This is a genomic window from Paractinoplanes bogorensis (assembly GCF_018829635.1).
In the GTDB taxonomy this organism is placed as follows: Bacteria; Actinomycetota; Actinomycetes; order Mycobacteriales; family Micromonosporaceae; genus Actinoplanes; species Actinoplanes bogorensis.
Window position 1 is genome coordinate 444,986 of the sequence record NZ_JAHKKG010000002.1, and the last position, 21,387, is coordinate 466,372.

Sequence of the window (21,387 nt, forward strand, 5' to 3'; positions counted from 1 at the left end):
CCGGTCCTTCGATTTCTCGCGTTTTATCGCTTTATTTCGTTTCTTCGCCAAGCCGAACCCTGAGAGGCCACAGTGAACAAACGGCTCCCACGCGCCCTTTTTGCCCTGATAACCGCCACCGCCCTGGCGACGGCCTGCACCCCGGCGCCCAAGGAAACCAAGATCGCCGACCCCGGTACGGAGGTCTCCGGCACCGTCGAGCTCTGGCACTTCTTCACCGAGCGCGAGGCCGACGCCATCGCGACTGTGGTCAAGGACTTCGAGTCGACCCACCCCAACATCAAGGTCACGATCAAGAGCGGCCAGGACGATTCCAAGGTCACTCAGGCCATCGGTGCCGGCAACGGTCCCGACGTCGGGCTCTCCTACTCGACCGACATCGTCGGCAAGTTCTGCTCGTCCGGCGCGTGGGTCGACCTCAAGCAGTACATCGAACGCGACAAAGTGGACCTGAACCAGCTCAACGCCACCACCCGCTCGTACACCGAGTACGACGGCAAGCGGTGCGCGATGCCGTTCCTGGCCGACGCGTACGGCATGTTCTACAACAAGGACCTGTTCGCCAAGGCCGGACTGAGCGGACCGCCGAAGACGCTGGACGAACTGACGGCGTACGCGAAAAAACTCACCGTGAAGAACGCCGACGGGTCACTCAAGACGGTCGGGTTCCTGCCTCTCTACGACTTCTACGAGAACGCGGCGTCGCACCTCGCCCCGGCTGTCGGGGCCAAGTGGCTGACCGACGACGGCAAGTCCGCGATCGGCTCCGACCCGGCCTGGAAGACGCTGATGACCTGGCAGAAGGACCTCGTCGACTGGTACGGCTACGACAAGCTGACCAAATTCCGGGCCGGCCTGGGTGACGAGTACAGCGCCGACAACGCGTTCCAGAAGGGCCAGGTGGCGATGAACATCGACGCCGAGTACCGCCTGGCGTTCGTCAAGGACCAGACCCCGAACCTGAAGTACGGCGTCGCGCCCATCCCGACCAGCGACCCCGCCCGCTACGGCGGTGGCTACGTCACCGGCAACATCCTCGGGATCAGCAAGAACGCCAAGAACCCCGAGGCCGCGTGGGAGCTGATCAAGTATCTGACCACGAATGACCAGGCCGTCATCAAGCTCTCCGGGCTGCTCAAGAACATCCCGACCACGACCGCGTCGATCGCCGACCCGGGTCTCAATGCGGACGCCGATTTCAAGACGTTCATCGACATCTTCACCAACCCGAACTCGTCGACCACGCCGCCGTCGTCCTCGGGGCCGGCCTACCAGGAGACATTCGGGCAGTTCCTCAACAGTTATCAGTCGGGCAAGGTCACCGACCTCGACAAGGGCCTGGCCGACGCCGACAAGCAGATCAACAGCGTCATGAACCTGGGCGGTTAGAAGATGACCGCCAGACCTTTGGGCGTACGGGTCCGGAAGGGCGCGACGACCCTCTCGTTCCTCGCGCCCGCGCTGATCGGCATCGCGGTGTTCTTCCTCTACCCCTTGGGTTCGGCGGTCTACTTCTCGTTCACGAAGTTCGACCTGCTCTCCGTGCCCGAGTGGGTGGGCCTGGACAACTACCGGCGGATGGCCGACGACCCGTTCCTGCTGCAGTCCATCCGCAACACGCTGTGGATGGTGGTGGTCTTCGTTCCCGTACGCATCATCGGGGCGATCGGCCTGTCCATGCTGCTCACCCAGCTCAAGCGCGGGGCCGGGTTCTTCCGGACGCTGTTCTACCTGCCCGCGCTCGTGCCGCCGGTGGCCGCCACCATCGCCTTCGTCTACCTGCTCAAACCCGGCACCGGCCCGGTCAACCACTTCCTGGAAAAGGTCGGCATCGACGGCCCGCTCTGGTTCAACTCGCCCACCTGGGCCAAGCCCTCGCTCGTCCTGCTCGGGCTGTGGGCCATCGGCGACCTGATGGTGATCTTCCTGGCCGCGGTGCTCGGAGTTCCGTCCAGCCTGTACGAAGCGGCCGAGCTGGACGGCGCCAACGCCTGGCAGCGGTTCCGGTCGATCACGCTGCCGACGATCCAGCCGGTGATCCTGTTCGCCGCGGTCACCGGCGTGATCTACACGTTGCAGTACTTCGACCAGGCCGCGGTGGCCGGCTCGATCGCCAGCGGACAGGCCACGGTCGGCGGTGGCATCTCGTCCAACTTCGGCTTCCCCGAGGGCTCGACCTTCACCTATCCGCTCTGGCTCTACACCGTCGGCTTCCGCTACAGCGCCCTCGGCTACGCCAACGCGCTGGCCATCGGGCTCTTCGTGGTCGCGCTCGGGGTCACCCTGATCCTGTTGCGCCGGGCCAAGGCCTTTACGGGGGAGGAGGCGTGACTTTAGTGGCGTCGCCGGATCGTCGCATTCACCGGCAGCGGCGGCTGGCCTGGATCGGTAAGCACAGCATCGCGATCGCACTCGGCATCATGTTCGTGACGCCCGTCGTCTATCTGGTGCTGCTCTCGCTGATGACCAGCGATCAGGCGCTGACCAGCGACTACTGGCCCAACTCGTGGCACCCGGAGAACTACGTCCGGGTCTTCGAGGTGACCCCGTTGCCGCGCTATCTGCTCAACACGGTCATCTACGCGGTGTCGTCGACGGTGCTGGTGCTGTTGTCGAGCGTCCCCGCCGCGTACGCGCTGGCGAAGTTGAAGTTCCGCGGCCGCAATCCGCTGTTCCTGCTCGTGATCTGCGTGATGATGCTTCCGCCGCAGGTCGTGACCGTGCCGCTCTACCTGATGTGGGCCCGCTACGGCCTCACCGGCTCACTGGCCCCGCTGATCATCCCGGCGCTGTTCGGCGACGCGTTCTGCATCTTCCTGCTGCGTCAGTTCCTGCTCACCATCCCGAGCGAATATCTGGACGCGGCCCGGGTCGACGGCTGTGGCGAGTGGCGCACGTTGCTGCGGGTCGTGCTGCCGATGGCGCGTCCGGGCATCGCGGCGGCCGGGCTGTTCCAGTTCTTCTACTGCTGGAACGACTACTACGGCCCGCTGCTCTACACCAGCGAGAACGAGAGCTCCTGGACGCTGTCGCTCGGTCTCGCGTCGTTCCACAGTGTCCACCACGTCGACTGGAACCTGGTCACGGCGGCCACCGTCCTGGCGATGGCGCCCCTCATCGTCATCTTCTTCTTCGCTCAACGTGCCTTCGTCCAAGGCATCACTCTGACGGGATTCAAAGGTTGAAAATCGCGGTCATCGGCGGTGGATCCACCTACACGCCGGAGCTCGTCGACGGATTCGCCCGCCTCGGACCGATGGTCACCGAACTGGTGCTCATCGACCCGGCGGCGGAACGGCTCGACGTCGTGGGCGCGTTCTCCGCCCGCATCCTGCAGCACTACGGCCACCCGGCGAAGATCTGGTGGACCACCGATCTCGACGCCGGCGTGACCGACGCCGACGTGGCGCTGATCCAGTTGCGCGTCGGCGGCCAACAGGCCCGGATCAACGACGAGACGTTCCCGCTCGAGTGCGGCTGCGTCGGTCAGGAGACCACCGGGGCCGGGGGCCTGGCCAAGGCTTTGCGTACGGTTCCCGTCGTGCTCGATGTGGCCGCGCGCGTGCGCGAGCGGGCCAAGCCGGGCGCGTGGATCATCGACTTCACCAACCCGGTCGGCATCGTGACGCGTGCGCTGCTCGACGCCGGTCACAAGGCGGTCGGGCTGTGCAACGTGGCGATCGGGTTCCAGCGGCGGTTCGCCGGCCACCTCGGAGTGTCACCGTCATCGGTCGTTCTCGAGCATGTCGGCCTCAACCACCTGACGTGGGAGCGGGCCGCCTATGTGGACGGTGTCGACCGGCTACCGGGGTTGCTGCAAGATCATTTGGAGTCCCTGGCGGCCGAGGTCGATCTCGCGCCTTCGGTTCTCCAGTTGCTCGGCAACGTCCCCTCGTACTATTTGTCGTATTTTTACGCCCACGATCGGCACGTACGGGCTGCGGCCGGCGCGCCGACGCGGGGGTCCGTCGTCGCCGCGCTCGAGGCGTCTCTGCTCGAGATGTATCGGGATCCGGCGCTGGTCGAGAAGCCGGCTCTCCTCGGTGAACGCGGGGGCGCCTACTACTCCGAGGCAGCGGTGGGGTTGATCGCGTCGCTGCACGGGTTCGACTCGTCGTCGGTGCACTCGGTAAACGTACGGAATGAAGGTCTTCTGCCGTTTCTGCCGTCTTCGGCGGTGATCGAGGTGTCGGCTCGGGCCTCTGTGGACGGTCCCACGCCATTGCCGATGACTCCGCTGCCGCCCGATCTGTCCGGACTTATCGCTCATGTCAGCGGCTACGAGGAGTACGCACTGGACGCGGCCCTGCGTGGTGGTCGATCGCGGGTCTATCGGGCGCTGCTCGCGCACCCGCTGATCGGCCAGCACGAGATCGCCGACGACCTGACCGACCGGCTCATCGCGAGCGGACGGGCGCATCTGGCGTGGTCGCGGTGAGAGCGCTCTATCTGGCCATCGACGGCGGCAACTCCAAGACCGACGTGGTGCTGGGCACGTCGACCGGGGAGATTCTCGGATACGTACGCGGGGGAACGTCGTCCCCGCACAACATCGGCCTCGACGGTGCCGTCGCCGTGCTCTCTCATCTCGTGCGTTCCGCTTACACCCAGGCGGGCATGGCTTTCGGTACGCCGGTCGACGTCGTCGCGGCCTACCTGGCCGGCGCCGACCTGCCCGTCGAGGTGACCGCGCTGCACGGCGCGATCGCGGCCGAGGGCTGGGCCCGGCGCACGATCGTCGACAACGACTGCTTCGCGCTGCTGCGTTCCGGCACCTCACTGCCGGACGCGGTGACGGTCGTCTGCGGCGCCGGCACCAACTGCGTGGGCCGCGCGGCCGACGGCCGGACCGCGCGTTTCGTCGCCCTCGGCCCGATCTCGGGCGACTGGGGCGGCGGCCACGACCTGGCCGACCAGTCCCTGCACCTGGCGGCCCGCGGCGAAGACGGCCGCGGCCAACCGACGGCGTTGAGCGCGGCGATCGCGGCCCACTTCGGTCGGCCCACCGTGGAGGCGGTGTCGATCGCGCTGCACTTCGGCGACATCCCCCGCGACGAACTGTCGGCCCTGTCCCACCTGCTGTTCGAGGTGGCCGCCACCGGTGACGAGGTGGCGAGTGCCCTGGTCACCCGTCAAGCTCAAGAGGTGCTGGCCCAGCATCGGGTGGCCGCCACCCGCCTCGACCTGCTGGACACCCCGCACACGCTGGTGCTGGGCGGGAGCGTGCTGCGGGCCCAGCACCCCCAGTTACATCGCCAGATCGTCGCCGGGGCGCAGCGGCTGGCACCCCAGGTGCAGGTCACCGTGCCCGACGCCGCACCGATCGCCGGGGCGGCGCTGCTCGCACTCGACGCCCTGGATTCATCCGCCGCCGAGGCAGTGGTGCGAGCCGAACTGGCCACGATGACCCCGCAAGCGCTCGGTTCCGCCCTCCCGCGTCGAGCGGCATAGTTTTTGTCTCAGCTGAACCGTCGCCCCGGGCCAGGACTGCGAATGATTCCGAGGACAAGCGGTGCCGGCTGACCGGGTTTGTGGGGGAGTGCCTTAGCGGCGGGTCAGGATCAGGATCTCGGCCACGGCGGCCAGCACCAGCGCCGCGACCAGCGGGATCACGCCGCCGACGAGGGCGTAGACGAAGAGCAGCAGCGGCGCGACGAAACCGACGTAGGCCGCCGCGGCCAGGGGGCGATCGTGCGCGCGCAACCGTCCGAGGGCGGCGGCGAGCGGCTCGGGCACGGCCCGGTTCAGCGCGAACACCACCCCGACGAAGATCAGGATGCCGATCAGGCCGCCCCACATCCGCGAGATCCCCGGGCTGGCCAGCGTCATGAGCCCGGCCACCAGACCGGCCACGAGCGTGCCGTTGATGCCGTAGAGCACATGCCGGCGTACGGCCTCGGCCGACGACTCGGACGGGTCGAGCACCGGGCCGACGGGCTTGCTGATCGCGGGCTGTCCGGTCCAGCTCGCCGACGTGTGCGCCGGCGGCTCCTCCGGATCGGGCCGGTCGGGCGCCGGGTAGGGGCGCGGGAAGGGCTCCGGATATGGCTCGCCGTCATCGGGAACGGGCTCGGCCGCCGTGGGCAGCGCCGCCTCATCGGCCAGCGACTCGAGCGCCTGGGCCCAGCGCCGCCGCTCGAACCGCACGATGCCGACGTCCCGCTGCGCGTCCCCGATCTCCGGATCAAGGTCAAGTGCTTGCGCGTACGCCCGTTGGGCCAGGTCGAACAACCGCAACCGCGCCGCCACGACCGCCAGGACCAGGTGTGCCTCGGCCTCGGCGGGCGCCACCCGAACCCCGTTCCAGGCCGCGTTGAGCGCCTCCTGCCCGTTCCGCGACTCGCTGAGCAGCGCCGCGCCGGTCCGCTGCGCGTAGGCGTCACCCGGCCAGGTGCGCAGAATCTCGGACGCGACCAGCGCCGCCTCGCCGTACTTCTGACTGTCGGCCAGCGCCATCGCCTGCACAACCAGGTTGGTCAGCGTGCCCGGGGCGGCCTCGGTCGCCTTCTGGGCCGCGCGCAGGGCCTCACCGGGCTGCTCGGCCGCGAGGTGGATGCGGGCCAAAGTGGCGAGGAGGTTGGGGTCATCCGGGGCGGTCGACAGCCCCGACGCGATCTCCTGAGCCGCCTCGTCATACCGCCCGAGGTCGGCCAGCAACAGCGCACGCTGCCGGTACTCTTCCGGCGTGGTTTCTGGTTCCAGGGGCGCGGCCACGCTCCGAGAGTAAGCGCTGCCACGAAATCCCCCGTTGCCGGGTGACCGCCTCCGATGCATCTTCCAGCGCACTCTCAGCCACCCGTGACCAGCCCGCAGCCGACACCCTCAGACGTGCGCGCCCGACACCCTCAAGCGTGCGCGCCCGACGCTTTCGAACGTGCTCGCCCCGCGCCCTCAAGCATGCGCGCCCGACGCTCTCAACGTGCGCGCGCTGCGCCCTTAAGCGTGCGCGCCCGACGCCCTCAAGCGTGCGCGCCCGACGCTCTCAGATGTGCGCGATAAGCGCGATCGCCGTGGCCGCCAGGCCCTCGCCGCGGCCGGTCAGCCCGAGACCGTCCGTCGTGGTTCCCGAGACCGTGACCGGCGCCCCGACCGCGGCCGACAGCACCCGCTGAGCTTCGTCACGCCGCTTGCCGATCTTCGGGTGGTTCCCGATCACCTGGATCGACACATTCACGATCTCGAAGGACGCGGCCCGAACCAGCCGCGCACTCTCGCTCAGCAGAGCGACCCCCGAAGCCCCCGCCCATTCCGGCCGCGAGGTGCCGAAATTGCTCCCCAGATCACCCAGCCCCGACGCCCCGAACAGCGCATCGCAAGCCGCATGAGCAGCCACATCGGCGTCCGAATGCCCAGCCAGCCCAACCTCGTCCGGCCAGAGCAGCCCCGCAACCCAGCACTCCCGCCCGGCCGCAAAGGCGTGCACATCCGTCCCGATCCCGACCCGCTGGTTGATCACGAAACCACCCTACCGAGCCGCCTGATCGAACAGATCTCCTGGCGAGCTGCCCACCGAGCGGCGGATGTGACGCGGTGCCGGAGGATGAGTCGATGTCGAACGCGCACGTCCTCGTCTCCCCATCGCCGCTCAGCGTGCGTGCGCGGGGCTTCCTGAGTGCACACGCGCATGCCGGGCCGGGTGACGACGATTGCCGGGCGATGATGCGTTCTGTACTCGGATCTAGCGATGAGGATGCGCTGGCCATGTTCCGGCGTGTCCAGCGTCGATATGCGGGACTGACCTACTTCAGCCGGTTCCGCGATTCCGAGATCGTCTTCGAGCCTGCCTTCGAGGTCGATCCCGGCACCGGGCAGATCAAACTTCGACTACGCCGTCTCAGACGCCGCGCCCGACGGCTGCCGCTACGGCTTCGTCCGGCCCGACGAGACGCTGTGGTTCGGCTTCCTGGGCGTCGAAGTGCCGGCCTTTCCCTCGCTTGCCCACTTTCTGGAATGCGACGCCCTGCTGCAGCACGTCCGCCACGAGCGCGTCGTCTCCGCCGAGACGCCCACGGATGCCAATGCCTACCTGACCGAACTCCGCGCTCGGCACCCACGTCTGCGGCCGATCGACTCAGCGAGTGGCTTCTCGGTCGGGTGGTGGACCGACGACGAGCGACTCGTGTGCCTCAACGGCTTCGAAGCGCGGCTGGCGTCGGACGGCCGTGGCACGAGCCCCGTGCCCACCGTCGTGACGATCTGGCACACCGGCAAACCCCTGCAGTAGCCGCTCGGGATCAGGGGAGGTTGAGGAAGGCCTCGGCGAGGATCAGGTCTATCGGGCGGGTGATCTTGAGGGCCAGGTCGGAGCCGGGGACGCAGGTGACCTGGATGCCGGCCTTTTCGGCTAAGCCTGCGTCGTCGGTCAGCGGGTCGGTGGCGGCGGCGTGGGCGGCAGCCAGCACGGAGTGCTGGAAGCCCTGCGGAGTCTGCACGCTGCGTAGCACCGAGCGGTCGACCGTGCCGAGCACGGCCTCGTCGGCGTCGACCTCTTTGATGGTGTCGACAACCGGAAGCACCGGGATCACCGCGGGCCGGCCGGATCGGACTGCGGCGGCCACCGACTCGATCACGTCGGGTGGGGTGAGGGCGCGCGCTGCGTCGTGGACGAGCACGATGGGGATCTCGGCGGGGACTGCCGCCAGGGCCAGTGCGACGGACTCCTGACGTTCGGCCCCGCCGGCCACCACGGTGACCGGCGCGACCGGCGTCAGGAGTGTGCGCACCGCCTCGACCTCGGCCGCGGGAGCGGCGACCACGATCAGGCGGACCGACGGCGACGCCGCCACCCGGCGAACCGCGTGCACGAGCAGCGGCTCACCGGCAAGCAGACGCAGAGCTTTGGGACCGCCCGGGCCGAGCCGCAGGCCGGCACCAGCCGCCGGAACCAGGACCGCGACGTCACCGCGGGCATTCAGCTGCGCGGTCACGTCGCGGTCCTGTGCGAACACATCATTCTGTTGTTCGAGGTGGGGGGTGGATCAGGCCTCGGTGAGGACCTTGTCGAGGAGAACCTCGGCCTCGTCTTTGGTGCTCTTTTCCGCCAGAGCGACCTCACCGACGAGGATGTCACGGGCCTTGGCGAGCATGCGCTTCTCTCCGGCCGAGAGACCACGCTCACGCTCACGACGCCAAAGGTCACGAACAACCTCGGCAACCTTGAGGGGGTTACCCGAAGCAAGCTTCTCGAGATTGGCCTTGTAACGCCGCGACCAGTTCGTCGGCTCCTCGGTGTGCGGAGCGCGGAGGACGTCGAAGACCTTGCCCAGGCCTTCCTCGCCAACCACTTCGCGCACGCCGACGATCTCGGCGTTCTCAGCGGGCACCCGCACGGTCAGATCGCCCTGAGCGACGCGCAGCACGAGATACTGCTTTTCTTCGCCCTTGATGACCCTTGTTTCGATTGCCTCGATGAGTGCGGCCCCGTGGTGGGGGTAAACAACGGTCTCGCCGACACTGAAAACCATAGGTTCGAAGCCCCTTTCGCTGTGTCTAGGGTAACACGCTCAGGCAGCTATGTCCCGCCCAGCCGGTGACTGTTAGTGCAGCTCAGAGCACCTGTGATGGGCGTTTCTGCGGCTTGACAGACGGGCCGCGAGCTGCCTCGGTAACGCTGAGTGACTAACCGGTTACGCCAACCCGGATCGGGGAGTCTGGGCGGGTCGGATATTTCGTACCTACGGCGTTTGTGAGGTCAAGCTTATCGCTAAGGTCCGGAAGCGCGCACTACTGGTGTGCGGGCCTTGGTTAAGGGAGGCTGGACGCAAGGTCCCCGACCGAAGAACGAATGGGTCGGCCCGGGGGGAGGGTGAGTCATGGCTGGTGCGAGCAACAGTGGCGGATGGTCGCCGGACGACCTGCCCGACCTGCCCGAGGAGTGGGGCGTCATCGTCATTCCGGACGACCTCTCCGAGCTTTCCGACGAGGTCGATGCCGTCCGGGCTGAGCTGCGGCTGGCCGATCCACCGACCGGCTGGCAGCGCTTCACCGGCCGGCCCGCGGTCCGCCGGTTCCGCCGGTTCGCGGTCACCACGCTCCGCGCTCCCGTACTGATCATCACGCTGGCCGTCGTGGTCACCGTGGCCAGCCTCTTCGCCTCGGCGTGGCCCGGCCCGCCGCGCCAACCGGCCACGCAGCGCACCGCCAGCACGACACCCGAGGTGGTCACGACCCTGCCGGCGCTCGAGCTGGTCGCGGCCGACGGGCAGACGGTGCCGCTGCGCGGCCGGCTACCCGCTGTCATCCTGCTCATCGACGGCTGCGCCTGCACGGCGCTCATATCCGACACGATCGACGCCGTCGGCCCCGAGATCGCCGTGATCACCGTCTCGGCCGCGACCGCGTCGGCTGCCTCCGCGGCCACGCCGCCGACCGGTGCCACACCCCCGGCGAATGGCAAGACTGTGCGGATGCTGAACGATCCGACCGGCAGCCTGCGCACCCATCTGCGTCTCGGCGCCCCCGATTCGACGGCCGCCGCGGTGCTCGTCGACCGCGGCTCCCAGATCGTCCGCCGGGTCCCGCGCACCGTCTCGGTCGACGACTTCCGCGCCGACCTCGCCCGCCTCTGAGCCCCGCGCGCACGCGCGCGAGCCGCTGAGCACGTGTGAGCCCCGCCGCGCACACGCGCGAGCCGCTGAGCACGTGTGAGCCCCGCCGCGCACACGCGCGAGCCGCTGAGCACGTGTGAGCCCCGCCGCGCACACGCGCGAGCCGCAAAGCACGAACCTCGCCGCGCACACGCGCGAGCCGCTGAGCACGTGTGAGCCCCGCCGCGCACACGCGCGAGCCGCTGAGCACGTGTGAGCCCCGCCGCGCACACGCGCGAGCCGCAAAGCACGAACCCCGCCGCGCACACGCGCGAGCCGCTGAGCACGTATGAACCCCGCGTGCACGCGGGCGAGCCGCAGAGCACGTGGGCTTCGCCGGCGAGCCGCTGAGCAGGACCGGGCGCGCGAGGCTCAGTCGATGACTCGCTGTATCGAGTAGCGGAAGATGACCACGCCCTCGTCGCCGACCCGGACGTTCAGTCGCATGGCGCCGGCCAGCCCGACCTCGAAACTGTCCGGTTGCCGGCCCTCCGAGCAGGGCACACCCATACCCGAGTCCGGCCCCGAGCGGCTCATGCTGACCCGCACCGACGTGTCGGACGCGCCCCGGCAGATCAGCGAGATCCGGTAGGAGGCCGTGTCGAGGGGCTTCGACTCGATCGCGTTGTCGCTGCCCGCGGCCAGGGTCAGCGTGCTCGCGTCGGCCTGGCCGTCGACGTCGGGGAGCAACTGTTCGACCGTGGCGCGCCGCTGGTCGAGCGGGTCGTCGCTGTGTGACGGCGGCGCCGCCAGGGTCCACCACGTCGCCCCGCCGGCCACCAGCACCCCGGCGGTCGTATAGAGGATCGCCCCGCGCGTCCGCTCACCCGTCACGGCCGTGACTTTAGCCCGCAGGACCAGATCAGCAGCGTTCCGCAAGAGCCGCACGACCCGATCAGCAGCGTTCCGTAAGAGCGCACAACCCGATCAGCAGCGTGCCGCAAGAGCCACACGACCCGATCAGCAGCGTTCCGTAAGAGCGCACAACCCGATCAGCAGCGTGCCGCAAGAGCCACACGACCCGATCAGCAGCGTGCCGTAAGAGCCACACGACCCGATCAGCAGCGTGCCGCCGAGACTCAGGAGCGGAGCAGCAGCGTGCTGTAGAGCGTCAGACCCGGCCCGAAGGCGAGCATCACGACGTGTCGCGGGGGCGCCGCCCGGCGACGGAGTGCATCGAGAACCAGCAGGACGGTCGGTGACGAGCAGTTCCCGTACGCGGAAAGCACCTCATGCGAGGCCGACAACGCCCCGCTGTCCAGGCCGAGCTGGTCCTGGACCACGTCGAGGATCTTGGGCCCGCCCGGGTGGACGGCCCAGCCGTCGACGTCGCCGATGCTCAGCCCGTGCCGGTCGAGCAGGTCGTCGACGAGCGTCCGGACGTGCAGTTCGAGCACCGCCGGCACGCGCGGGGACAGCCCCATCCGGAAGCCGACATCGGTGACGTCCCAGGTCATGTGGTCGGCCGTGGTCGTGTCGGTGACCGCGGCGACGTCCTGCACCACGTAGCCGGGGCCGCCCGGGGTGACCACCACGGCCGCCGCCGCGTCGGAGAAGAGCGCGTGCGACACGATCTGCTGGAAGTCGGCACGGACCCCGGCCGGTTGCAGGTGCAGGCTGGTCAGCTCGGCGCAGAGCAGCAGGGCGGGCCGGCCCCGGGCGGTCACGAAGTCGGACACCGCGCCCAGCCCGGGCAGGGCCGCGTAACAGCCCATGTGACCCACGAAGAGGCGCTGGACCGAGGGCGACATGCCCAGGTCACGGGCGAGCAGGATGTCGAGTCCGGGGGTCGCGTAGCCCGTACAGGAACAGACCGCGAACAGACCCAGGTCGCCGGCACCGAGGCCGGCGTCGGCCAGGGCGCGGCTGACCGCCTCCTTGCCGAGCGGCACGGCCTCGATCTGGTAGCGGCGCATCCGCTGCTCGGTCGTCCAGTCCGACACGTCCTCGAGCAGCGGGCTGACCGCCGCCTGGCGGGTACGCACCCCGGAATTCTCGAAGATCCGCTTGGCCAGCGTCCGGCGGGCGCCGGTGTAGTGCTGCGCGAAGTAGTCGTCCCACAGGTCACTCTGCGCGGTCGAGGGCGGCAGAGCCGTCCCCAGCCCCGCGATCGTCGCGTTGCGATTCACTTGTGCCTCCTAGGCCCCGAACCCCGCCGCCAAAATCCGTTACCAGCGCGGCGCTGACCCCTCCGAGTCCGCGTCGCCGCCGAGCGCGTCCACTCCCAGCCAGTCCGCACACACGTCGCTGGTGGCCGGCTGCAACGACCCGGCCCGGGCGTCCCGATAGAGGCGCTCGAGCGGGTGCCCGCGGCGCATCGCGGACGTGCCCGCGGCCTCCAGCATCGAGGCGGCCACCTCGGCCGCGGTGGTGCCGGCCAGCAGCTTGGCCCGCCACACCCAGCGGGTCGTCTCGGCCTCGCCGGGCCGCTCGTCGACCCGCCGGGCCGCTTCCATGACGGCCAGGTGGGCGGCCGCGACGGCGGCGTCGGCCCGGCCGATGCGGGCCCGGACGGCCGGCAGGTGGCCCAGCTTGCGCTCGTTGACGTGCTCGACCGCGGCGTCGACGGCGGCCCGGGCCACCCCGACGTAGACGGCGGCGTAGCTGGCCACCATCCAGTGCGGGGCGATCTGGGCCACGACCAGGGCCAGGCCCTCGACCCCGCCGAGCAGCGAGCCGGCCGGCACGGTGACGTCGACGTGCAGGTCGTGCGAGCCGGTGGCGCGCATGCCGAGCGCGTCCCACGTCTCTTCGACCCGCAGACCGTCGCCGGCCGGCACCAGGAACTGGGACACCTGAGACGGATCGGCGGCGCTGCGGGCGGCGACCAGGTAGGCGTCCGCGTGCCCGGCGCCCGAGCAGAACGTCTTGGAGCCGTGGATGCGGTAGCCGTCGTCGACCGTCTCGTACGACGTGGTCAGCTGGGAGAGGCGCGAACCGGCGCCGCGTTCGCTCATGGCCACCGCGTACCAGCTGCCGTCGGCCGCGGCCTGCAGGGCGTCGTCGCGGGCCTGGAGTGCCTCGGGCGGCAGGCCCAGGGCGTCGGCCAGTTCGTCGGTCACGCCGGCCAGGGCACCGGTCACCGAGGCGTGCATGTTGAAGATCAGCGCGGTCGCGCCGTTGCCGCGGGCCAGCTCGTAGGCGGTCGCCGCGTACTGCGCGAAGCTCGCCCCGGCACCGCCCAGCCGGGCCGGCACCATCAGGCCGAACAGTCCGGCCGCGCGCAGGTCGGCGAAGTCGTCGGCGGGGAAGCTGCCGTCCCGGTCGTGGGCGGCGGCGCGGGCCGCGAACCGGGGCGCGAGGCGCCGGGCTTCGGAGATCATGCGGTCTCCTTACGACCGCGCCCCTGATAGAGCACGGCGGTGGACGGGGTGGGAACGATGCGGCCCCGGGTCGGGCCGTGCGGGCGGAAGCGCCAGCGGAGCACTCCGGGGACGCTGGGGCGGGCGCCGCGCACCTGGAGGCGTACGCCATGGGAATCGCACTCCGCGATGAGCCGGCGCGGATCGACGAACAGTGCCGGATCGTGCAGGCCGACCGGGGCCAGCCCGATCAGCTCGCCCAGCGTGACCGTGATGAAGCGACTGAGCGCGTTGTCGTTGACGGTGTCGAGCACGAACAGTCCGCCCGGCGCGAGCACCCGGCACAGCTCGGCCACCGTGCCCGGCAGGTCGGTGACGTGTTCGAGAATCTCGCCCGCCACCACCACCTCGGCCGATCCGGTGGCCAGCGGCAACGCGGTCACGTCGCCGCGTACGGCCCGGACGCCGCGGGCGGCCGCGTGCCCGAGCGCGGGCGTGGACAGGTCGACGCCGACGTGGGTGTAGCCCTTGCCGGCCAGGTGCGGGGCCAGCAGGCCGCCGCCGCAGGCCGCGTCGACCAGCAGCGCCCCGGCCGAGCGGGCGGGCGGGATGAGCCGGGCCCGGGCCGCCGCGAGCCAGTGCAGCAGCTCGAACTCGCCACCCGGGCGCCACCAGGCGTCGGCGAGGTCGTCGTACTGACGCGGATCGTTACGCCCCATCGACGGCATGTGATCGAGCGTGGCATGCATCCGGCACACCCGCCACACTGCTCGCATGTCCCGCGCGCTCGCTGTGCTCAAGTCGTCCCATCCGGAACCCGGCGGCGCCGTCACCGTGGCGATGACGCTGCTGGCGATCGGGGTGGGGCATCGGGGCTGGGCGATCCTGGGCGTGTTCGCAGCGGTGGGGGCGACCCAGCTCGCCGTGGGGTGGGTCAACGACTGGCTGGACGCCGATCGCGACGCCGCCACCGGACGTACGGACAAGCCGGTTGCGTCCGGTGCGGTCTCCCGCCGTACGGTGGGAATCGCGGGTTTGATCGCGGCCCTGACCATCCCCCTGCTCGGTCTGCCGTTCGGCCCGCTCCCGACGCTCCTGATCTCGCTGGTCGGGGTGTTCGCGCTGTTGTACGACTGGCCCCTGAAGTCCACCGTGTTCTCGGTGGTGCCCTATCTGGTGGCGTTCGGGCTGCTGCCCGCCTTCGTCGTGGTGGCGCTGCCCGGGCATCCCGCTCCGCCGGTCTGGCTGGTGGCGGCGGGGGCGCTGCTGGGCGGGGGCGCGCATTTCGCGAATGTGCTGCCCGACCTGGCCGACGACGCGGCCACCGGCGTGCGGGGACTGCCACACCGGCTCGGCGCGACCGGCTCCACCATCGCCGCCGCGTTGCTCCTGCTGGGTGCGACACTCACGCTGGTCTTCGGGCCGGACGGACCACCGTCGTGGGCAGGCTGGGCGGCCGCCTCGGCCTCCGTCGTGGTCCTTCCGCTTGGTTGGTACGCCACCAGGCGCGCTCAAGGACGTGGGGTCGCCATGTTCCGGGCCGTGATCGTGGTGGCCCTGATCGACGTCCTGTTGCTGATCTTCAGCGGGCGGGTGGTGTGAATGGACGGGTCGGCGCACGCGCCCGATCACCGACCTCTAGGCTGAACCCGATGCCCTGGGTGTCATCGCTGTTGGGGCTTGATCAGCTTGGAGGATCGTGATGCGCTCGCTGGGAACCCGCCGCGTCACACTGGCCGCGGGTGTCGCCACGGTTGCCGTCATCGCGCTGGCCGGGTGCTCGGCCGGTCAGGTCGCCGAGACCGCCATGCTCAAGACCCCGATCTCGGGTCTGAACACACAGAGCCCCGACGGGAGCCTGCAGATCCGCAACCTGCAGGTGATCTACAACGACCCCGATGGTTACCCGGCCAACGGCCAGGCGCCGATCGAGCTCGCGCTGTTCAACCACACGACCACCGAGATGACCGTCCTGATCAGCAGCAAGCCGCTGCAGGACGAGATCGCCGGGGTCGTGTCGGCCCAGCAGGTCGGCCTCAGCGGCGGGAGCGTCGCTTCGGCCGCTCCGTCCGCTGCTCCCTCGGCGGGTGCGTCCAGCGCTCCGTCCGAGCCCGCGGCCCCAGCCCTGCAGCCGGCCCGCATCACCATTCCGGCCCTGGGCAGCGCGAGCTACCTGCCGGAAGACGACACCAAGCTGATCGCCACCGGCCTGAGCGACGAGCTCGTGCCCGGCCACTCGCTGAGCCTCGTCTTCGAGGTGAGCGGCCAGTCCCAGCCGATCGAGCTGACCGCGCCGTTCGGCATCCCGCTCTCCCCCGCGTCGCGCGCGCCGGGCGAGACCGGGGAGAACCACGAATAAAATGTCGTACCGTCCCGCTAGTTTTGCGGGGTGACGACGTCCCGCACGGCCGCGAAGGCCGCCCGACCCGCCTTCGTCTGCGATGCCTGCGGTTTCCAGCCGCCCAAGTGGCTGGGCCGCTGCACCGAGTGTGGTGAGTGGGGCTCGGTCATCGAGTCCACGGTGTCTACGCCGCTCGGCTCCGGCCGGGTGGTCAGCTCCCGCATGCCGGCCGAGCCGGCCCGCCCGATCGCCCAGATCAGCGCGGCCGCGGCCAAGGCCGTACCGACCCAGGTGGGTGAGCTCGACCGGGTGCTCGGCGGCGGCATGGTGCCGGGTGCGGTGGTGCTGCTCGCGGGCGAGCCCGGTGTGGGCAAGTCCACTCTGCTGCTCGACGTGGCCCAGCAGTGGGCCGCACACTCGGGCACACCGTCGCTCGTGGTCAGTGGCGAGGAATCGGTGAGTCAGGTGCGGCTGCGGGCCGAGCGGCTCGGCGCGCTGCACGAAAAGCTCTACCTGGCGTCCGAGAGCGACCTCGGCGCCGTGCTCGGCCATCTCGACGCGGTCAAGCCCGGCCTGCTCATCGTCGACTCGGTGCAGACGATCTCCGCCCCGGGCACCGAGGGTGTCTCCGGCGGCGTCACCCAGGTGCGGGCCGTCACCGCCGCGCTGGTCGGGGTCGCGAAAGAGCGAGGCATCGCCGTCGTGCTGGTGGGCCACGTCACCAAGGACGGTCAGGTCGCCGGTCCCCGCGTGCTCGAGCACCTGGTCGACGTCGTCCTCCACTTCGAGGGCGACAAGCATTCGTCGCTGCGTCTGGTGCGCGGCGTGAAGAACCGGTATGGGGCGGCCGACGAGGTGGGCTGCTTCGAGATGCACGAGAGCGGCATCGTGAGCCTGCCCGACCCGTCCGGCCTGTTCCTCACCCGATACAACGAGCCCGTCCCCGGCACCTGCGTGACCGTGGCCATGGAGGGCCGGCGCGCACTGGTCACCGAGGTGCAGGCGCTGATCGGGGCCGAGGTGCAGGGCTCGCCGCGGCGTACGGTCTCCGGCCTCGACAGTGCCCGGCTGGCCATGGTGCTGGCCGTGCTCGAGCGGCGCACCAAACAGCTCAAGCTCTACAACCGCGAGGTCTTCGCGGCCACGGTCGGTGGCATCCGGCTGATCGAGCCGTCGGCCGACCTGGCCATGGCACTCGCGGTCGCGTCCGGCGGGCTCGATCTGGCCATGGCCCCCCACCTGGTGGCGATCGGCGAGGTCGGCCTGACCGGCGAGATCCGGCGGGTCGGGGCGGTCGGCCGGCGACTGGCCGAGGCGGCCCGGCTCGGGTTCAAGGTGGCGCTTGTGCCGCCCGGCTGCGCCCCCGAGGCCCCGCGCGGCATCGAGGTCATCGAGGTGGGCGATCTGCGCTCGGCGCTGCAGTCCGCGGCCCGCGCGTCGGCCGCGGCCGGTGGTGACCGTGGGTGACATTTGATCACGCTACGGAGCATTCATCGAACCACGCCTCGTTGGGCTGGATGACAGTCCGTAGAATGTCCAGGTGCCGCTCGACCGCGATGCTTCCAAACCCGCCGCCAGCCAGACACCCCGACCGGGTGTCAACGGTTCGGCGCATCGTCCGGCGCCGGCCCCCGTCGGCGGCCCCGGCCTCACGGGCGGGGGCGTGAGCGCCGACCCGCTCCGCGCCAATCTGGCCCTGATGGCGCCGGGCACAGCCCTGCGCGACGGGCTCGAGCGCATCCTGCGCGGCCGCACCGGCGCGCTGATCGTCCTGGGTCACGACGCGGTGGTCGAGGGCATCTGCACCGGCGGCTTCCCGCTCGACGTCGAGTTCTCGGCGACCCGCCTGCGTGAGCTGTGCAAGATGGACGGCGCGGTCGTCATGTCGAGCGACGGCACCCGCATCGTGCGGGCGGCCGTCCACCTGATGCCCGACCCGTCGATCCACTCCGAGGAATCCGGCACCCGGCACCGCACGGCCGAGCGGGTGGCCAAGCAGACCGGCTTCCCGGTGATCTCGGTGAGCCAGTCGATGCACATCATCGGCCTCTACGTGAACGGTCAGCGCCACGTCCTCGACGACTCGGCCGCCATCCTCTCGCGGGCCAACCAGGCGCTGGCGACCCTCGAACGCTACAAGCTCCGGCTCGACGAAGTGTCCGGCACGCTGTCCGCGCTGGAGATCGAAGACCTGGTCACCGTGCGTGACGCCGTGGCCGTCGTCCAGCGGCTCGAAATGGTTCGCCGCATCGCCGACGAGATCTCGGGCTACGTGGTCGAGCTCGGCACCGACGGCCGGCTGCTCGCCCTCCAGCTCGACGAGCTCATGGCCGGCGTCGACGCCGACCGCACCCTGGTCATCCGCGACTACCTGCCGACCGGGCGCAAGGCCCGCACGCTCGACGAGGCGCTGGTCGAGCTCGATCTGCTGACCGCCACCGAGATGATCGACCTGGTCGCGGTGGCCAAGGCGATCGGCTACCCGGGCGCGTCCGACTCGCTCGACGCGGCGGTGTCGCCGCGCGGGTTCCGGCTGCTGGCCAAGGTGCCGCGCCTGCCCACCCAGATCGTCGACCGGCTGGTCGACCACTTCGGGAGCCTGCAACGACTGCTGGGCGCCACGGTGGAGGATCTGCAGGCGGTCGACGGGGTGGGCGATGCGCGGGCCCGGGGCGTACGGGAAGGCCTGTCCCGTCTGGCCGAGGCGTCGATCCTGGAGCGCTACGTCTGAACCTGGTGCCGTGGCCCACGCGGCTCATCGTCGGGACCGCAGCAGGTGTCTTCGCCTACGGCACGGGTGCGCATGTCGTGCAGCTGCTGGTCGGCGGCCTCAACCCCTATCCGGCGATGCCGCGGTGGCTGGCGATCTACTTCGTGTCGCTCACCGTGCTCGACGCGCTGGCCGTGGTGCTGCTGTGGCGCCGACCGGTATTGGGGCTGGTCTTGGGCTGCGTCATCCTGGCCACCGACGCGGCGGCGAACGGCTACGCCAACTACGTCGTCGACGACTCTCCCGGCGTCACCGCGGGTCGCATCGGTCAGGCCTTGATCACGCTGCTGGCCCTTGCGCTGGTCGCCTTGACACCGCGTACGGTGCGCGCTCTTCGTCACCTCTGACCAGCACGATCGGCTCGTTGCCGGGGGCGCGACGGCCCTGGGATCGATCTTTTGGCTGATGGATTGGGTGGCTGGTCTGTCCGCGGTTCGATGTGGGGACGGGGGTGGCGTCCGTACGATCGGCGATCATGGTGATCAAGCGGATGGCTCTGGCCGCGCCGGTGGCGGGGGTGCTGCTGGGGGTCCTCGACTTTGTGTGGATCAAGTTTGTGCCGGCGCCGTTCGGCGGGCTCGGGAACTCGATCGCGGTCTGGGCGGTGGTGGCGTTTCTGCTGACCTTCCGGAATCGCTGGAGTCTTGTGGTCAGTGTGGTGGGGGCGGTTGTCTGCCTGGTGGTGGCGGTGCCGTTCTATTACCTGGCGGCGACCGTGATTCAGAACGATGACCTGTCCAACGCCTACAACTCGACCGCGCTGCTGTGGATGGGACTGGGCGTTGCGGCGGGGGCCGTGTTCGGGGCGGGCGGTGCGATAGCCCGCACACCTGGAGTCCCGGCAACAACCGCGGCTGCGGCTATGGCTATGCCGGGAGCCGTGTTGTTCGCCGAGGCCGTGATCGAACTGCGCCGGATCGGGGACCCCAGCTACGGCGCGGGCGAGCTGATCGCGTACGCGGGAATCCTCATCGCTCTCGGCCTGATCGTCACGGCACTCGTGGCGACATCGTGGAGCCGCCGCGGCCTGGTCCTCCTGATCAGCCTGCCGTTGACCGCGATCGGCTATGTGCTGTTGTCGCTGACCGGGTTCCGTTAGAGCGGCACATCGATGCCGTTTGCGTGGTCGGTGACGCCGGCCCCGGTGACCGTGGCTCGCAGCGGCAGCATCTCGAGGCAGCGCCGGATGGCCGGGCCCATCTGCGGGTTCGGCACGCGCATCGAGACCGTGCAATGCGGCACCCAGCGGCCGGGTTGGTAGAGATCCCACGTCTCGACGCCCGCGGCGGCCAAGCGGGCGTGCACCTCAGCGTGATGTTTCAGCAGTTCAGCGGTCGGGGTGACGCCGAGCCAGAGCACCCGGCCGACGAACTGGCCGACGAAATCCAGGTCGAGCGTCAGCCCGCGACCGACCGGCAGACCGTCCAGCGCTTCGATGATCGGAGCCGGCGACAGGGTGCGGGCCGCGGCCAGTGAGACGTGCGGGCGGTGCTTGTCGTTCAGCAGGGACGCCAGCGTCGGGATGCCCTCGGCCTCCAGGGCACGCCACAGCGTCCGTACGCGGCGGGTGGCGTCCACGTCCAGGTAGAGCTCGAGGGCGGCGACCACTCAGGACGTGATCGTCAGCTTGACCGGGTTGCTGACCAGCGTGCCGAGGCGGGCGCGGAGTTCGAACTGGCCGGGCGGCGGGTTCGGGCCGGCGGGCGAGCCGCCGGTGCAGGTGCTCGACTGGCGGCCGTTCCAGGTGACCTTGTACGTGAGTTCCTGGCCGGCCGGGAGCTGACGGACGTCGCCGCCCTTGGCCGTGCTGCACGTGTCGGACGACCAGTACTTGAAGGCGCCCTGGTCGATGTAGAGCTCTTGCGGGTCGGCGCCGACGTCGCGGGAGCACGTACGGGCGCTGTTGTTCTTGATCTTCAGCTCGATCTGGACCGACTGGCCGCGCTTGAGGTTCGTCGAGGCCGGAATCGGGGTGACCGCGATCTCGTTGTCGGCGCAGGAGCCGTCGGCGGGTGCGGTGACGTTGTTGTTCGCCCCGGTGCCCGTACCGGCGCCGGGGTTGGCGCCTCCGGTCGGCGGCAGCGTCTCCTCGTCGTCGCCACCCGTCGGCTGGCTCTGCAGGTCGCCGGGGGCGGGCAGCGACGGGCCGTTGGCGCCGGGCTGACCGTCGAGGAACGACGGCTCGGGCGAGCCGGGCTCGGGGGTCGGGTACTGCGACGAGTTCGACGTCGGAGTCTGCCCCTGTTTCTGGCCCTTGTCGTCACTGCCGCCGGAACACGATACGAACAGCACGATGATGCCGAGCAGTACCGCACCCAGCACGACCGCACGACGCCGCCAATAGACGGCGGAAGGAAGGGGACCAACCGTCGCTCGCATAGTGGGCCC

General features: G+C 70.0%; 23 protein-coding genes. 13 read left to right on the top strand and 10 right to left on the bottom strand.

Going from position 1 to position 21,387, the window contains the following annotated elements; translation table 11 throughout:
- The first annotated feature begins 72 nt into the window (after nt 1-72).
- The 5 genes from KOI35_RS06880 to KOI35_RS06900 are packed head-to-tail and all read left to right on the top strand — an operon-like array spanning nt 73 to nt 5,451.
- Nucleotides 73-1,389 (top strand): ABC transporter substrate-binding protein, encoded by a 1,317-nt coding sequence (locus KOI35_RS06880; RefSeq protein ID WP_215785189.1) that lies wholly within the window; start codon nt 73-75, stop codon nt 1,387-1,389.
- 3 nt (nt 1,390-1,392) lie between these two features.
- Nucleotides 1,393-2,331, top strand: a complete 939-nt coding sequence (locus KOI35_RS06885; RefSeq protein ID WP_215785190.1) for a carbohydrate ABC transporter permease — start codon at nt 1,393-1,395, stop codon at nt 2,329-2,331.
- Nucleotides 2,328-3,185, top strand: a complete 858-nt coding sequence (locus tag KOI35_RS06890; protein ID WP_215785191.1) for a carbohydrate ABC transporter permease — start codon at nt 2,328-2,330, stop codon at nt 3,183-3,185. Before KOI35_RS06885 ends, KOI35_RS06890 begins: the two co-directional genes overlap by 4 nt.
- Nucleotides 3,182-4,438 carry a family 4 glycosyl hydrolase gene (locus KOI35_RS06895; protein ID WP_215785192.1) on the top strand — a complete coding sequence of 419 codons (1,257 nt, stop codon included), beginning with the start codon at nt 3,182-3,184 and terminating at the stop codon, nt 4,436-4,438. The genes KOI35_RS06890 and KOI35_RS06895 overlap by 4 nt, the downstream gene beginning before the upstream one ends.
- Nucleotides 4,435-5,451, top strand: a complete 1,017-nt coding sequence (locus KOI35_RS06900) for an N-acetylglucosamine kinase (protein WP_308120826.1) — start codon at nt 4,435-4,437, stop codon at nt 5,449-5,451. Before KOI35_RS06895 ends, KOI35_RS06900 begins: the two co-directional genes overlap by 4 nt.
- 93 nt (nt 5,452-5,544) lie before the next feature.
- On the opposite strand, the gene KOI35_RS06905 is transcribed toward KOI35_RS06900, so the two are convergent.
- Together KOI35_RS06905 and ispF are read right to left on the bottom strand one after the other, a co-directional pair.
- A complete protein-coding gene (locus KOI35_RS06905) occupies nt 5,545-6,714 on the bottom strand; it encodes a tetratricopeptide repeat protein (RefSeq protein WP_215785194.1) in 1,170 nt (389 codons plus the stop codon).
- A gap of 268 nt (nt 6,715-6,982) precedes the next feature.
- Complete coding sequence (ispF, locus tag KOI35_RS06910) at nt 6,983-7,456, bottom strand: 2-C-methyl-D-erythritol 2,4-cyclodiphosphate synthase (RefSeq protein WP_215785195.1); 474 nt, start codon at nt 7,454-7,456, stop codon at nt 6,983-6,985.
- A gap of 459 nt (nt 7,457-7,915) precedes the next feature.
- On the opposite strand from ispF, the gene KOI35_RS06915 reads away from it, so the two are divergent.
- On the top strand, nt 7,916-8,224 hold the full coding sequence (locus KOI35_RS06915) for a hypothetical protein (RefSeq protein WP_215785196.1): 309 nt from the start codon (nt 7,916-7,918) through the stop codon (nt 8,222-8,224).
- Between the two features lie 10 nt (nt 8,225-8,234).
- On the opposite strand, the gene ispD is transcribed toward KOI35_RS06915, so the two are convergent.
- Together ispD and KOI35_RS06925 are read right to left on the bottom strand one after the other, a co-directional pair.
- Nucleotides 8,235-8,927: a 2-C-methyl-D-erythritol 4-phosphate cytidylyltransferase gene (gene ispD / locus KOI35_RS06920; protein WP_215785197.1), complete on the bottom strand. Its 693-nt coding sequence runs from the start codon at nt 8,925-8,927 to the stop codon at nt 8,235-8,237.
- Nucleotides 8,928-8,978: 51 nt separating this feature from the next.
- Nucleotides 8,979-9,464 carry a CarD family transcriptional regulator gene (locus tag KOI35_RS06925; protein WP_030443670.1) on the bottom strand — a complete coding sequence of 162 codons (486 nt, stop codon included), beginning with the start codon at nt 9,462-9,464 and terminating at the stop codon, nt 8,979-8,981.
- A gap of 348 nt (nt 9,465-9,812) precedes the next feature.
- Between KOI35_RS06925 and KOI35_RS06930 the strand changes: the two genes are divergently transcribed.
- Nucleotides 9,813-10,568, top strand: coding sequence for a hypothetical protein (locus KOI35_RS06930; protein WP_215785198.1), 756 nt, complete (start codon nt 9,813-9,815; stop codon nt 10,566-10,568).
- 390 nt (nt 10,569-10,958) lie between these two features.
- Here KOI35_RS06930 and KOI35_RS06935 read toward each other — a convergent pair whose 3' ends face one another.
- The 4 genes from KOI35_RS06935 to KOI35_RS06950 form a co-directional block, all read right to left on the bottom strand.
- Nucleotides 10,959-11,420: a DUF6023 family protein gene (locus KOI35_RS06935; protein WP_215785199.1), complete on the bottom strand. Its 462-nt coding sequence runs from the start codon at nt 11,418-11,420 to the stop codon at nt 10,959-10,961.
- A 245-nt stretch (nt 11,421-11,665) separates the two neighbouring features.
- Nucleotides 11,666-12,715, bottom strand: a complete 1,050-nt coding sequence (locus tag KOI35_RS06940) for a type III polyketide synthase (protein ID WP_215785200.1) — start codon at nt 12,713-12,715, stop codon at nt 11,666-11,668.
- 39 nt (nt 12,716-12,754) lie between these two features.
- Nucleotides 12,755-13,909, bottom strand: a complete 1,155-nt coding sequence (locus tag KOI35_RS06945; RefSeq protein ID WP_215785201.1) for an acyl-CoA dehydrogenase family protein — start codon at nt 13,907-13,909, stop codon at nt 12,755-12,757.
- A complete protein-coding gene (locus KOI35_RS06950; protein ID WP_215785527.1) occupies nt 13,906-14,616 on the bottom strand; it encodes a methyltransferase domain-containing protein in 711 nt (236 codons plus the stop codon). The genes KOI35_RS06945 and KOI35_RS06950 overlap by 4 nt, the downstream gene beginning before the upstream one ends.
- 46 nt (nt 14,617-14,662) lie before the next feature.
- On the opposite strand from KOI35_RS06950, the gene KOI35_RS06955 reads away from it, so the two are divergent.
- The 6 genes from KOI35_RS06955 to KOI35_RS06980 all read left to right on the top strand — a co-directional run bounded on the left by KOI35_RS06955 (nt 14,663) and on the right by KOI35_RS06980 (nt 20,098).
- Entirely contained in the window at nt 14,663-15,490 is an 828-nt protein-coding gene (locus KOI35_RS06955; RefSeq protein WP_215785202.1) for a UbiA family prenyltransferase, read from the top strand.
- 100 nt (nt 15,491-15,590) lie between these two features.
- A complete protein-coding gene (locus KOI35_RS06960) occupies nt 15,591-16,247 on the top strand; it encodes a hypothetical protein (protein WP_215785203.1) in 657 nt (218 codons plus the stop codon).
- 30 nt (nt 16,248-16,277) lie between these two features.
- Nucleotides 16,278-17,696, top strand: a complete 1,419-nt coding sequence (gene radA / locus KOI35_RS06965) for a DNA repair protein RadA (protein WP_215785204.1) — start codon at nt 16,278-16,280, stop codon at nt 17,694-17,696.
- A gap of 73 nt (nt 17,697-17,769) precedes the next feature.
- Nucleotides 17,770-18,960, top strand: a complete 1,191-nt coding sequence (gene disA / locus KOI35_RS06970) for a DNA integrity scanning diadenylate cyclase DisA (RefSeq protein WP_215785205.1) — start codon at nt 17,770-17,772, stop codon at nt 18,958-18,960.
- 5 nt (nt 18,961-18,965) lie between these two features.
- Entirely contained in the window at nt 18,966-19,346 is a 381-nt protein-coding gene (locus KOI35_RS06975) for a hypothetical protein (protein ID WP_246612634.1), read from the top strand.
- A gap of 128 nt (nt 19,347-19,474) precedes the next feature.
- A complete protein-coding gene (locus KOI35_RS06980) occupies nt 19,475-20,098 on the top strand; it encodes a DUF6518 family protein (RefSeq protein WP_215785206.1) in 624 nt (207 codons plus the stop codon).
- Here KOI35_RS06980 and KOI35_RS06985 read toward each other — a convergent pair.
- Complete coding sequence (locus tag KOI35_RS06985; RefSeq protein ID WP_215785207.1) at nt 20,095-20,607, bottom strand: 2'-5' RNA ligase family protein; 513 nt, start codon at nt 20,605-20,607, stop codon at nt 20,095-20,097. The genes KOI35_RS06980 and KOI35_RS06985 overlap by 4 nt on opposite strands.
- A complete protein-coding gene (locus tag KOI35_RS06990) occupies nt 20,608-21,378 on the bottom strand; it encodes an adhesin (RefSeq protein WP_215785208.1) in 771 nt (256 codons plus the stop codon). It abuts the gene before it with no gap.
- Nucleotides 21,379-21,387: the final 9 nt, after the last annotated feature.